Origin of the sequence: Novosphingobium sp. 9U (assembly GCF_902506425.1) — a bacterium.
Lineage (GTDB): Bacteria > Pseudomonadota > Alphaproteobacteria > Sphingomonadales > Sphingomonadaceae > Novosphingobium.
The window spans coordinates 1,161,799-1,174,718 of the sequence record NZ_LR732469.1 but is presented as its reverse complement, the minus strand read 5'-3'; the positions used below and the strand labels follow the sequence as shown (position 1 = coordinate 1,174,718).

The 12,920-nt window shown below is 65.8% G+C and carries 10 protein-coding genes; 5 read left to right on the top strand and 5 right to left on the bottom strand.

Going from position 1 to position 12,920, the window contains the following annotated elements:
* Positions 1-7: 7 nt before the first annotated feature.
* Positions 8-1,534, bottom strand: a complete 1,527-nt coding sequence (locus GV044_RS05315; protein ID WP_159866408.1) for an aldehyde dehydrogenase (NADP(+)) — start codon at positions 1,532-1,534, stop codon at positions 8-10.
* A 130-nt stretch (positions 1,535-1,664) separates the two neighbouring features.
* On the opposite strand from GV044_RS05315, the gene GV044_RS05310 reads away from it, so the two are divergent.
* Positions 1,665-2,405: a FadR/GntR family transcriptional regulator gene (locus GV044_RS05310; RefSeq protein ID WP_201299076.1), complete on the top strand. Its 741-nt coding sequence runs from the start codon at positions 1,665-1,667 to the stop codon at positions 2,403-2,405.
* Positions 2,406-2,588: 183 nt separating this feature from the next.
* On the opposite strand, the gene GV044_RS05305 is transcribed toward GV044_RS05310, so the two are convergent.
* Positions 2,589-3,926, bottom strand: coding sequence for a sugar MFS transporter (locus tag GV044_RS05305; RefSeq protein WP_159866405.1), 1,338 nt, complete (start codon positions 3,924-3,926; stop codon positions 2,589-2,591).
* Positions 3,927-4,084: 158 nt separating this feature from the next.
* Between GV044_RS05305 and GV044_RS05300 the strand changes: the two genes are divergently transcribed.
* Complete coding sequence (locus GV044_RS05300; RefSeq protein ID WP_159866402.1) at positions 4,085-5,251, top strand: aldose epimerase family protein; 1,167 nt, start codon at positions 4,085-4,087, stop codon at positions 5,249-5,251.
* A gap of 20 nt (positions 5,252-5,271) precedes the next feature.
* Positions 5,272-7,080 (top strand): IlvD/Edd family dehydratase, encoded by a 1,809-nt coding sequence (locus tag GV044_RS05295; protein ID WP_159866399.1) that lies wholly within the window; start codon positions 5,272-5,274, stop codon positions 7,078-7,080.
* A gap of 51 nt (positions 7,081-7,131) precedes the next feature.
* On the opposite strand, the gene GV044_RS05290 is transcribed toward GV044_RS05295, so the two are convergent.
* The 3 genes from GV044_RS05290 to GV044_RS05280 form a co-directional block, all read right to left on the bottom strand.
* Complete coding sequence (locus GV044_RS05290; RefSeq protein WP_159866396.1) at positions 7,132-8,352, bottom strand: CaiB/BaiF CoA-transferase family protein; 1,221 nt, start codon at positions 8,350-8,352, stop codon at positions 7,132-7,134.
* 42 nt (positions 8,353-8,394) lie between these two features.
* A complete protein-coding gene (locus GV044_RS05285) occupies positions 8,395-9,675 on the bottom strand; it encodes an amidohydrolase family protein (protein WP_159866393.1) in 1,281 nt (426 codons plus the stop codon).
* A gap of 127 nt (positions 9,676-9,802) precedes the next feature.
* Positions 9,803-10,699 carry a LysR family transcriptional regulator gene (locus GV044_RS05280; protein ID WP_159866390.1) on the bottom strand — a complete coding sequence of 299 codons (897 nt, stop codon included), beginning with the start codon at positions 10,697-10,699 and terminating at the stop codon, positions 9,803-9,805.
* Positions 10,700-10,785: 86 nt separating this feature from the next.
* On the opposite strand from GV044_RS05280, the gene GV044_RS05275 reads away from it, so the two are divergent.
* Both GV044_RS05275 and GV044_RS05270 read left to right on the top strand, forming a co-directional pair.
* The gene (locus GV044_RS05275) at positions 10,786-12,150 is read left to right on the top strand and encodes an amidohydrolase family protein (protein ID WP_236554714.1); all 1,365 of its coding nucleotides are present in this window, start codon (positions 10,786-10,788) and stop codon (positions 12,148-12,150) included.
* Between the two features lie 32 nt (positions 12,151-12,182).
* Entirely contained in the window at positions 12,183-12,920 is a 738-nt protein-coding gene (locus GV044_RS05270; RefSeq protein WP_159866388.1) for a DUF72 domain-containing protein, read from the top strand.

Genomic DNA, 12,920 nt, shown 5'->3' with positions numbered 1-12,920 from the left:
ATGCGGTTCAGTTGATGGTGAGCACGCCGTCGATCAGGCGCGGGGTGCCGTCGGAGCTGGCGTCGTCGCGCAGCTCGGGCGGCAGCAGACCTTGCGAGAGGTTCTGGTAGCTGACCGGTCGCAGGAAGCGGTCGATCGCCAGGCTGCCGACGGACGTGGTGCGCGCGTCCGAAGTCGAGGGGAACGGCCCGCCGTGGACCATGGCGTGAGTGACCTCGACGCCTGTCGGCCAGCCATTGGCGAGGATGCGGCCAACCTTGCGCTCCAGCACCGGCAGCACCTTGGCGGCGACCGGCTCGTCCGCAGCGTCCAGGTGCAACGTCGCGGTGAGCTGGCCCTCGATGCCTTCGAGCACTTGCAGCAGCTCGGCCTCGTCCTTGCAGCGCACGATCACCGAGGAGGCGCCAAAAACTTCGTCGCCCAGTGCCTTGTCGGCCAGGAACTGGGCCGCCGTGGTCTGGAACAGCACCGCGCCGCCGCACGTGGTCGAACCGATCTCGCCCTCTGCCAGCTTCTCGACGCTTGGCAGAGCCGCCAACGCCGCGACGCCCTTGGTGTAGGCGGCAGCAATGTTTGCGGTCAGCATGATCTGGCGCTTGGCCGCGCTGACGCCGGTCGAAGCCGCCGCGACGAAGGCGTCGAGCCCCTCACCTTCGATCGCCAGGACCAGACCCGGGTTGGTGCAGAACTGGCCGGCACCCATCGTCAGCGAGCCGACGAACGCCTCGCCCAAAGCCTCGCCACGCGCCTTGAGCGCTTCGGGCAGCAGCACGACGGGATTGATGCTCGACATCTCGGCATAGACGGGAATTGGCACTTCGCGGGCCTGCGCCAGCTTCACCAGGGCAAGGCCGCCCGCACGCGACCCGGTGAAGCCGACCGCCATGATGCGCGGATCCTGAACCAGCGCGGCGCCGAGTTCGTTCGATGGACCGACGAGGTGGCCGAACACGCCCGCGGGCAGGCCTGCATCGCGGACGGCCTTGATGATTGCGGCGGCGACCAGCGATCCCGTGATCGGGTGCGCGGGATGGCCCTTGACCACGACGGGGCAACCCGCGGCAAGTGCCGAGGCGGTGTCACCGCCGGCGGTCGAGAACGCCAGCGGGAAGTTCGAGGCGCCGAACACCGCGACCGGGCCGACCGGGATCATGCGCAGGCGCAGGTCTGGGCGAGGTACCGCGCGCTCAGGCAGAGCCGGGTCGATGCGCAGCTGCTGCCATTGGCCCTTGCGCACGACATCGGCGAAGAGGCGCAGCTGGCCGACGGTGCGGCCCCGCTCACCTTCGCCGCGAGCGCGCGGCAGGCCGCTCTCGGCCATGTAGGCGTCGACCAGCGGCTCGCCGATAGCGAGGATCTCTTCGGCGATTCGCTCGAGAAATGCGGCCCGGGTCTCGCGATCAGTAGCGCGGTAGATGTCGAAAGCGGCCGCGGCCGCGGCGCAGGCAGCGGCGACATCGGCTTGGGTGCTGACGGCGATCGGCTCTCCATGGAACTCGCCCGTGGCAGCCACGACGGATCGGAACTCGGTCATCGGTATCTCCTATTTACTCCGACATATTTCGCCTGCAGGAGAAAGGCAACGTTTGTATTCCTTCTCCAGAGAAGGACTGTTAGGTTCCTTGCAGGAGGACCCGCCAAACGTGACGGAATACGAGACCAGCCTGTCGACCGAAGAGAACACTGCTAAGGCGGGCGACGGGGGACGTGGACCGGGACGGCGGTTGCATGGGGCTATCGCTCACAAGCTCGGAACGGCGATCTTGTCAGGCAAATATGCGCCTGGCGACATCCTGTCGGGTGAAGTCGCTTTTGCCGAAGAACTCAACGTCTCGCGCAGCGCCTATCGCGAGGCGATCCAGGTGCTCACGGCCAAGGGCTTGGTGGCCAGCCGCCCCAAGGCGGGTACCCGCGTGTTGCCACGCGATCGGTGGAACTTGCTCGACCCGGAAGTGCTCGGATGGGCCTTCAGCGGCGAGCCCGATCGCGAGTTCATCCGCAGCCTGTTCGAACTGCGCGCAATCGTAGAACCCGCAGCCGCGCGGCTTGCGGCGCAGCGCCGCGACAAGGCCGACATTCGCGAGATGAAGGATGCGCTTGCCGCCATGCGACGGCACACGCTGACCACAGAGGCAGGCCGCGCCGCCGATCGCGACTTCCACAAGGCGATTTTGCAGGCCACGCGCAACGACGCGCTGCTGGTGCTGAGCGCATCGATCGGTGCGGCGGTCAACTGGACCACGCTGTTCAAGCAGCGCGCTCGCGCCTTGCCCCGCAATCCCATCCCCGACCACGTGCGCGTCTATGATGCCATTGCCGCTGGCGATCCCGCCGCGGCGGCAGAAGCGATGAACGTGCTGGTCGACCTCGCGCTGGAAGACATGCGGGAGTCGATGGAGGGCTGATGAGCGCCCATCCTCTCCCCGCCGGAGGAGACGATACGGAGGCTTGCCAGCTTGCTGGCTAGCCGCAGTTGGAGAGGGCAGCGCGCGGACGCACCGCTCTCCAAGTTGCGCTAGCTCCTTGCGGAGCAAGCTTCGCCATCCTCTCCCCGGCGGGGCGAGGATGTCGGACGACTGGACGGTCCCTCACTCGGCAACAGGCACGACGTCCGGCTCGGCATGGGTCGGCTTGCTGCCCCACAGTGCGTAGAACAGAATGTACAGCTCGCACGCCGCGGTCAGCAGGAACGACGTCTGCAGCCCGTAGTGGTCGGCGATCCAGCCCTGCACCGCCACCAGCGCGCCGCCGGCGATCGCCATGACCAGCAGGCCGGAACCCTCCTCGGTGAGCGGACCCAGTCCCTTGATTCCAAGCGTGAAGATGGTCGGGAACATGATCGAGTGGAACAGCCCCACCGCGATCAGCGACCACATCGCCAGGTGACCAGTCGAGAAGATCGTGATGGCCATAACCACGAAGGCGCCGATGGCAGAGACCGCCAGGACCTTCGCAGCATCGACCTTCGCCATGATCGCTGAGCCTACGAAACGGCCCACCATCATGCCGCCCCAGAGCAGCGTCAGGTAGCGGCTCGCCTGCGCGGCGCTCATGTTGCCGATCTCGGGGCGGACCACGAAGTTGACGAACAAGTTGCCGACGCCGATTTCAGCCAGCAGGTAGATGAAGATCGCCACCACGCCGAGGGTCAGGTTGCGGTGCTGCCACAAGGGGTGGTTCCAGAACCGTGAGACGGCCGAGCCTGTCTTCGCGTGCTTCGCGGCCTTCTGGGTTGCCGCGCCGAGGGCCGGAAGCGGGAAGCGGCCGATTACGACGGCCAGAACCACCAGCACCGCCGCGACCAGCAGGTAAGGAAGGATCACCGACTGCGAGTCCGCCAGCCGCTCGGCCTGGGTCAGTACCGTACCGGCTTCCGCCGTGCCGCCGCGGCTGCGGCCCAGGATCAGGTAGCCGCCGAACAGCGGCGCCAGCATCGTGCCGGCCGAGTTCATCGCCTGCACCAAATTGAGGCGTGCCGACGCGGTCTCGGGCTTGCCGATCACCGCCACGTAGGGGTTGGCCGCCACTTGCAGCAGGGTGATACCGCTGGCGATCACGAACAGCATCAGCAGCGTCACGCCGTAAGATGGGATGATCGCCGCGATTGTCATGCCGACCGCGCCTGCGGCCATGATCAGCAGCCCGGTGACGAGCGACTTCTTGTACCCGATCCGCTCGATCAGCAGCGCCGAGGGGATCGAGGCGAAGAAATAGGCGATGAACCAGACGGACTCGATCAGCGCGGCCTGGAAGTAACTGAGCTCGAACACGCTGCGCAGGTGCGGCAGCAGCGTACCGTTGATGACGGTGATGAAGCCCCACATGAAGAACAAGCTGGCAAGCAGCGTCAGTGCGGGGCCATAGCGCACTTCGCCCGACGAGCCCTGCACGATGGGTGTAGCCGAAGTCGATACCGCAGGGGGCATGGAGATCCTCTCAGTTCAGCTCTTGCACAATGCCCGGCGAACCGGCTTGCACTCTTTCTATTTGTCGGACTATATGTGCGAAGCGGCTCCGTCAATGGGGCGCAGCCTTCCAGACGATGAGCGAGCCGCAGCCCAGACACAAGAGCGGGATCAAGGGAATGAGGAACTCGGCCAGAACTTTCGCGACCACGGCGGCATCTGCCGCGGCGATCTGGGCGCTGGCTTGCGCAGGCACGGCTCCGGCGCAGGCTGCACAAGCGACGCAAGCCAGCGCCGGCACGCTCTCGGACGGGCGCGCGGTGACGGCGGTGACCTTGAAGGCTGACAACGGCGTTTCGGCCACGATCCTGACGTTCGGCGCCACCTTATGGAAGCTCGAGGCGCCGGACCGTGACGGCAAGGTCGCCGACGTCCTGCTCGCCTACGACAAGCTGTCCGACTTCGAGAGCCGCCCGAACTTTTGGGGCGGCACCATCGGCCGCTACGGCAACCGGATCGCGGGCGGCAAGTTCGAGCTGGATGGCACGACCTACACGCTGCCGCAAAATGATCATGGCCAGTCGCTCCACGGCGGTGGCAAGGGCTTCGACGTGCAGAACTGGAAGCTGGAATCGGTCAAGTCGGGCAAGGTCGCAACGGCGGTGTTCTCGCTCGTCAGCCCCGACGGCGACGCAGGCTATCCCGGGACGGTCAAGGCCAAGGTCACCTACTCGCTCGACGAGTCCGGCAACCTGCAAATCGTGTTCGACGCCACGACCGACAAGCCAACCGTCCTCAACCTCACCAACCACGCGATCTTCAACATGGCGGGCGAAGGCTCGGATCGCGACGCGACGACCAACGTGCTGACGATCCCCGCATCGCGCTACACGCCGGTCGATGACAAGCTGATCCCCACCGGCGAGTTGCGCGCGGTCGCGGGCACGCCGTTCGACTTCCGCCAGGCAAAGCGCGTGGCCATGGGCATCCGCGACGGACGCGACCAGCAGATCGTCTACGGTCGCGGCTTCGATCACAACTTCGCGCTCGACAAAGGCGTGACCAAGACGCCGGAGCTCGCCGCTCGCCTGGAAGACCCGGTGTCCGGCCGCGTGCTCGAACTGCTGACCACCGAGCCGGGCGTCCAGTTCTACTCTGGCAACTTCCTCGACGGGACTTACGTCGGCAAGCAGGGTCACCTCTACCGCATGGGAGATGGCATCGCGCTGGAGCCGCAGAAGTTTCCCGATGCCCCTCACCATGCGAACTTCGCGTCCACTCGCGTCGATCCGGACAAGCCATATCGCCATGTGATGATCTACCGCGTCACCACCTCGCCGCGCTGAACCAACGAAACGAACAGACCATGACCGACAAGACCGTGCCCAACCCGGGGTTCAAGCTGCGCTCGCGCGCCTGGTTCGACAATCCCGACAACATCGACATGACGTCGCTCTACCTGGAGCGGTACCTGAACTTCGGTATCAGCCTGGAGGAGTTGCGCTCGGGCAAGCCGATCATCGGCATCGCCCAGACCGGCAGCGACTTGTCACCCTGCAATCGCCACCACCTGGTTCTCGCCGAGCGCATCCGTGAGGGCATCCGCGAGGCAGGCGGCATCGCGCTCGAGTTTCCGGTCCACCCGATCCAGGAGACCGGCAAGCGCCCAACCGCAGGGTTGGACCGTAACCTGGCTTATCTGGGCCTGGTCGAAGCGATATACGGTTACCCGCTCGATGGCGTGGTGCTGACCACCGGCTGCGACAAGACGACGCCGGCGCTGCTGATGGCGGCGGCCACGGTGAACATCCCGGCGATCGCGCTGTCGGTCGGGCCGATGCTGAATGGCTGGCACAAGGGCGAGCGCACCGGTTCGGGCACGATCGTGTGGAAGGGTCGCCAGTTGATGGCGGCGGGCGAACTGGACGAGGAAGGCTTCATCAAGCTCGTTGCTTCCTCGGCCCCGTCGACCGGCTACTGCAATACCATGGGCACCGCGACGACAATGAACTCGCTCGCCGAAGCGCTGGGCATGATGCTGCCCGGCTCGGCGGCGATCCCGGCGCCTTACCGCGACCGGCAGGAGTGCGCGTGGCGTACGGGCAAGCGCATCGTCGACATGGTGCACGAAGACCTCAAGCCCTCGGACATCCTGACGCTGGAAGCCTTCCGCAATGCGATCGTCGTCAACGCGGCGATCGGCGGCTCGACCAACGCGCCGATCCATCTGGCTGCAATCGCCCGCCATATCGGGGTCGAACTGCCGCTGAAGGACTGGGAGACGTATGGCCACAAGATCCCGCTGCTGGTGAATCTGCAGCCCGCAGGCGAGTACCTGGGCGAGGACTACTACCGTGCCGGTGGCGTACCCGCGGTGGTCGCCCAGCTGATCGGCCAGGGGCTGATCCACGAAGGCGCCATGACCGTCAACGGCCGCACCATCGGCGAGAACTGCCGCGACGCGACGATCGAGGACGACAAGGTCATCAAGACCTTCGACCAGCCCTTGGTCGAGGAAGCCGGCTTCCTGGTGCTCACCGGCAACCTGTTCGATGCCGCGATCATGAAGACCAGCGTCATCTCGGACGAGTTCCGCCAGCGCTACTTGTCCAACCCTAACGATCCGGAAGCGTTCGAAGGCGCGGCCGTGGTGTTTGACGGTCCTGAGGACTACCACCACAGGATCGACGATCCGGCGCTCGGCATCACGCCCGAAACGCTGCTGTTCATGCGCGGCGCCGGCCCGATCGGCTATCCTGGCGCGGCCGAGGTCGTGAACATGCGGCCGCCTGCCTACCTCATCACCGAAGGGGTGCACGCCCTCCCGTGCATCGGCGATGGCCGGCAGTCGGGCACCTCCGGGAGCCCCTCGATCCTCAATGCCTCCCCCGAAGCGGCGGCAATGGGCGGCCTGGCGCTGCTCAAGACCGGCGACAGGGTGCGCATGGACCTGAAGGCTGGCCGCGTCGACGTGCTCGTCTCGGACGAGGAGCTTGCGCGGCGCCGCGCGGCTCTCGAGGCGCAAGGCGGGTACAAGTACCCGGCCTCGCAGACGCCCTGGCAGGAAATCCAGCGCGCGGTCGTGGGCCAGATGGATACCGGCGCCATCTTGGAGGGTGCGGAGAAGTACCAGCGCATTGCCCAGACCATGGGCTTGCCGCGCGACAACCACTGAGGCTGGCCGCTCCCGGCTTGTTCCGGAGCGGCCATCCTAAGATACTACAGCCTAGCCGATCGCGCCGCTCGTCTTCAGCTCGGCGATCTCCTCCCAATTCAACCCCAGACTCAAGAGCGTGCTCTCAGTATGCTCGCCATGCTCGGGTGCGCGCATCGGGCGGGCGCTGACCTCATCAAACTGCACCGGCGAGGTCACCAGCTTGAGGTGCGATCCGTTCGCCATCTCGACGTCGGCCAGGTAGCCGTTCGCAGCCACCTGAGGATCGTCGTGCAGCTCGCGGGGTGCCTGCATCGGCGCCCAAACGCCTTTCAGGTGCGAGAGGATCTCGCACCACTCGCCATAGTCCCGCGATGCGAACAGATCGTCGAGGATCTCAACGCAGGCGCGCGCATTCGCCTTGCGTGCGTCCATATCGACGAAGCGAGGATCGTCGATGAGCTCGGTCAGGCCGACCACCCGGCAGAAGTCGGCCCAGTACCGGTCCGCATCGAGCATCACGAGAATGATGAAGCGCCCGTCGCTGGTCCGGAATGTGCCGGAGAGCGGGTTCCATGTCGCCTTGCGATCGCGCACCGCGCCGCGCGCATCATGGCCGGGTTCGAGCGGCGCGTGCGTGATATCAGGCTGCAGCTGCCACATGCCCATGCCCAGCAGCGAAACGTCAACGACGGAGCCCTCGCCGCTCTGCGTCCGCTTGTAGAGCGCCGCGGCGATGGCCCCGGCGATGGTCAGCCCCCCCACGACGTCGCCGAACGCCGGCCGCTGCATAACCGGGAACTCGGCACCCTGCGGCGTGAACATCTCCGCAAAGCCCGACCGCGCCCAGTAAGCTGCGGCATCGTAGCCACCGCGTTGCCGGTCGGGCCCACGCGCGCCGTACCCCGAGCCACGCAAGTAGACGATCCCGGGATTGTGCTCGCGAATGTCTTCGTACTCGATCCCGAGCCGGGTGCGCGCGTCGGGACGGAAGTTGGTCAGGAAAACGTCGCACTCACGCGCTAGGCGGTAAACCAGATTACGGCCCTCCGGCTGCTTGATGTCGATGGTCACCGACTGCTTGCCGCGGTTGGTGAACTGGAAGCTGGGATCGACGCCGTTGTAGCTCTTGTGCAGCCCCGCGGTGACGAGCCCGCGATAGGGATCGCCGGTCACGGGATGCTCGATCTTGATCACCTCGGCGCCCCATTCGGTAAGGACGCCCCCGGCGATTGGCACGAAAACATGACTGGCGATCTCGAGGACGCGAACGCCGGAGAGCGGAGCGGACATATGTCCTCCCTGATGTGAATGTCGAAGGGTGGAGGTCCTGCCCTAGAGCGGCAGGTTCCACAGCTTGGCCGCGTTGTCCTGCAGCACCTGCTTGCGCGTGGCGTAGTCGTACTGGCCCAGCACGCTGACCAGCTTGTCCTGCACGCCCGGGTAAAGCGAAGTCGGATGCGGGTAGTCGGTCTCGAACAGCAGCTTGTCGGCACCGATCTCGTTCAGCAGCTTGGTCGGCGCGACATCCTCGAACCAGAAGGTGACCCAGAAGTTGTCGCGGAAGTACTCCTTGGGCGTCTTCTGCAGCTTACGGTTCTGCTGGGTGCGGAATTCGGACAACTGGTGTTCCATGCCCTCCAGCCAGAACGGCACCCAGCCCGCGCCGCTTTCGATGAGGCCGATCTTCAGCTTGGGGTACTTGTCGAGGATACCCGAAACCATGAAGTTCGACATCGTCGCTGCGCAGCCGATGTGATGAATCAGGGCGTGGATCGGCAGGCGCTGGTCGAAGCCCAAGTTGTCCCAGATCGCGCTGTTCGCATCGAGCGAGGCGTTGAGGTGGAAGTTGAGCGGCGTGCCGGTGGCTTCGCACATCTCGAACACTTCTTCCCAGAACGGATTGATGCCGCCGCCGGGAGCGATGTAGCCTTCCGACAAGCGCTCAGGCCGGTCGGGCAGCACCACGCCTTTGACGCCGAGGTCGATGATGCGGCGCATCTCGCTGGTGGTCAGCGCCTTGTCCCAATAGGGCAGCGTGCCCATGCAGTTGATGCGGCCGCCCGTCGCCTGCATGCGATCCGCGCAGGCATCGTTGAATATCTGGGTAATCGCAATGGCGAGCGGTTCGTCGTTGAGCGCCACCAGCGATCCCGCCTGCGTGACGCCCCCGTTCTGATAGCAGATCTGCGCCCACACACCCATGGCGTCCATCGCCTCGAGCCTGGCGTCGAGGTTGAACGAGCCGGGATCGATCTCGTCGTATGTGCTGTACGATAGCTTGCCGAGCAGCTTGTTCTTGTCCTTGGCGATGACGTTGCCGCCCAGCGAGCCGAAGTGCTTGTCCATGACGTACCACTGGTCGGCATCGTCGATGCGGCGCACATGCGGCATCTTGTCCTTCATGCCCGCCGGGGCGTTATCGACCCACAGGTTCGCGGGCTCGGTGAAGTGCGTGTCGCAGTCAACGATCTTGATGCCTTCGAACAGCGGATCGACCCCGCGCGAGTTGGCCTGGAAGTCCACCTCGCGCACGTAGCCGCCCTTGGAGCCGCGGCCTTCGTCCAGCCAATAGCTCTTCGCGTCGTCGGCCCGGGCCTTGATTACGCTCGTCATGATCGCTGCCTCTCGCTTCTGCCGGTCTGACGCCGGCTGCCTTATTGCGTTGAGACTAGGCGCGCGCCGGACCATACGTCCAATGCAAGTTCTGCAGCTCAGTTATGAAAACAGGGAATGAGGATTGTCAGGCGCTGAGCGTCGCCCCGATCGCCCTGAACTCGTCCAGCATCGATTGCGCGAGCGGCGACAATGTTCGACCTGCCAGCGCGTAGGCGGAGAGCGAGATGCTGGCGTCAGGCAGCCACCCGATCGGCAATCGCGCGAGTTCGCCATTCTGCAGGCTCGGCTCGGCCGCCAGTGCGGAAGTGACCCACACAGCGTCGCTGGTCGCGACGATGCGGTTGAGCAGGCCATAATCCTCCATGGTCACTGCAGGCGGGAGATTGCGCACCATGCCCAGGAACGAGGCATCGCTCTGGTCGAAGCTGTGGTGAGACGACCTGATCAGCGGGAACTCTTCGACATCCCGGGCGGTGAATTCGGCCATTGCCGTCAGCGGGTGGCCGCGTCGCACGATGATCGACAGCGGCAGCTGTGCGAGCGGCACGGTCGCGAAGTGGGTGTTCTCTAGCAGCGGGTCACCGCGGCAGATGCCGAGATCGATCGTCTCGCGCGCCACCATCGAGAGGATCTGCTTGCTGCCGCCCAGCACCACTTCGGCATGGAAGTGCGGCCGCTGAACGCGTGCAGCCAGCACCGGTCCCAGGAAGATGCGCGCGACCAGCGGGGTGACGCCCAGCGTGACCGCGCCCCCCTCGCCGTCCGCCGCGTGCTCCAGAATGTTGCGCAACGCATTCTCATTGCGCAGCAAGGCTTCGGCATGGCGGATGAACTCGTGACCGGCTTGTGTCAGCGCGACCATGCCCCGCGTGCGGTCGAACAGTTGCAATCGGCACTCGCTCTCCAGCGCCTGAATGCTGCGCGACAACGCCGATTGCGTGATGTTCAGCTGCTGCGCGGCGCGCGTGAAATTGAGCACGCGCGAGAGCGTGACGGCGTGGCGCAGCTTGCGGGTGTCCATTCGTGCCTTTCAGGGCCGAGCATGCGGTCGTACGAGCTTAGAGAATGACGTTGCGGCATGCAAACGAGCTACCCACCCGATCGCGCTTGCACCGGGCCGCAGTCGCCGGCAACATCATGGCACACAAGGGGGAAATCATCATGCGCCACGCCGTTGCCGCCGCCATCGCACTCGCTCTAGCCACGCCGGCGCTGGCGCAGGCTCCCGAGCCTGAGAAAGTCGTAGTGATCCACGCCGGCACGCTCCTGGCAGAGCCGGGCAAGCCTCCGCGGGGCAACAGCACGGTCATCATCCGGGGCGACAAGATCGCCGAGATCCGCGATGGGTTCGTCGATCCGCCGGCCGGCGCGCAACTGGTCGATCTCAGGAACGCCTTCGTCATGCCCGGCCTGATCGACATGCACGTGCACTTGTGGGGCATCGGCGGCGACCCGCTGAAGGACCGGCTCACCGCGCTGAATCGGGACGATGCGGACGACATGATGTATGCCGTATCCAACGCCCGCACGACGTTGGAGGCGGGCTTCACAACTGTTCGCGACCTGGGCGGCAATGCCCGCGGCATGCGCGCCCTTCGCGAAGGCGTGGAGCGCGGCGACATCGAAGGGCCCTCGATCGTCAACGCCGGCGCCGCAATCTCGGTTACCGGCGGCCATGCCGATCCGGCAAACGGCCTGGGCGAGATCTACGCCGAAGCCGTGCACCAGCACACGGTGAGCACATGCGACGGAGCCGACGACTGCCGCCGCGCCGTTCGCGAGCAGGTCGCGCTGGGTGCGCAGGTCATCAAGTACATGTCGACCGGTGGCGTGCTCTCCAACGTCTCGGGCGGGCTAGGCCGCGCGATGACCGACGAGGAGATGAAGGCGATCATCGACACCGCGCACGGTCTGGGCCGCAAGGTGGCGACGCACAGCCACGCCGCCGCCGGCACCAAGGCGGCGATCGTGGCAGGGGTCGACACCGTCGAGCATGGTTCGTTCCTGGATGATGAGGCGATCAAGCTGTTCAAGTCGCATGGCACCTGGCTGGTGCCGACGATGATGGCGCCCCTCGCCGCCGTGGCGCAGGCGCGGGCCGGCATGCTGCCGCCTGCCGTGATCCCCAAAGCCGAGGAAGCGGCCGCCGCCGCCTTCGCCAGCCACCAGAAGGCGATCGCCGCCGGGGTCAAGGTCGCGTTCGGTACCGATACCGGCGTCTCGAAGCACGGCGACAACGCGCAGGAGTTCGCCCTCCTGGTGAAAGCCGGCATGACCCCGGCCGAGGCGCTTAAGACCGCGACCGTCAATGCGGCCGAGGCTCTCGGCCAATCCGCCACGATCGGCACGCTTGCAGCGGGCAAGGAGGCCGACATCATCGCGCTGTCCGGCTCCCCGCTCCACGACGTCACCCGCATGGAGAAGGTCGACTTGGTCATGCGCCACGGCGTAGTGCACAAGGCGTATAATTAGGCACCGAGCCCGCGCCCATGCATTGCACCGGCATGGGCGCGATCATCGGCACGGCCGGGTGGGCCATCCCGCGGCAACATGCGACGGCTTTCCCCTTGCCTGACGCTGGCAGCGGTCTGCAGCGCTATGCGGCGCGCTTTGCCGGGGTGGAGATCAACTCGTCGTTCTACCGCCCGCACCGCCGCTCGACCTGGGAGCGCTGGGCCGCGAGCGTGCCGGAGGATTTCCGGTTTTCGGCGAAGGTGCCCAAGGCGATCACACATGAGCGCAGGCTGGTCGACTGTGAGGACCTAGCGGCCGCCTTCCTCCAGGATGCACATGCGCTTGGAAGCAAGCTGAGCGTGCTGCTCGTCCAGCTGCCGCCGAGCCTTGCGTTGGATCCGTCGGTAGCCGAGACGTTCTTCACCATGCTCCACTCGCAATCTGATGCCAGGATCGCCTGCGAGCCACGTCACGCATCATGGTTCGAGGCTGAGGCGGACGATCTGCTGCGCCAATGCCGCGTGGCCCGGGTCGCCGCGGACCCCGCGCGCGTACCGCAAGCCGCCGTGCCGGGAGGTTGGCGCTCTTTGAGCTACTGGCGGCTTCATGGCTCGCCTGTCATGTACCGCTCACCTTACGAGGCGGATCGTCTGGTGGACTATGCCAGTGCGATCGAGCACGATCTCACGTCAGGCCGGGAAGTCTGGTGCATGTTCGACAACACGGCGTCATCAGCCGCCGCCGTCGACGCGCTGGAACTGATGGGCATGCTCAAGCCGACGAACTGA

Coding starts and splice junctions, on each gene's coding strand:
- GV044_RS05315 (WP_159866408.1), bottom strand. CDS start 1,534: ATGACCGAGTTCCGATCCGTCGTGGCTGCCACGGGCGAGTTCCATGGA.
- GV044_RS05305 (WP_159866405.1), bottom strand. CDS start 3,926: ATGCCCCCTGCGGTATCGACTTCGGCTACACCCATCGTGCAGGGCTCG.
- GV044_RS05300 (WP_159866402.1), top strand. CDS start 4,085: ATGAGGAACTCGGCCAGAACTTTCGCGACCACGGCGGCATCTGCCGCG.
- GV044_RS05295 (WP_159866399.1), top strand. CDS start 5,272: ATGACCGACAAGACCGTGCCCAACCCGGGGTTCAAGCTGCGCTCGCGC.
- GV044_RS05290 (WP_159866396.1), bottom strand. CDS start 8,352: ATGTCCGCTCCGCTCTCCGGCGTTCGCGTCCTCGAGATCGCCAGTCAT.
- GV044_RS05285 (WP_159866393.1), bottom strand. CDS start 9,675: ATGACGAGCGTAATCAAGGCCCGGGCCGACGACGCGAAGAGCTATTGG.
- GV044_RS05280 (WP_159866390.1), bottom strand. CDS start 10,699: ATGGACACCCGCAAGCTGCGCCACGCCGTCACGCTCTCGCGCGTGCTC.
- GV044_RS05270 (WP_159866388.1), top strand. CDS start 12,183: ATGGGCGCGATCATCGGCACGGCCGGGTGGGCCATCCCGCGGCAACAT.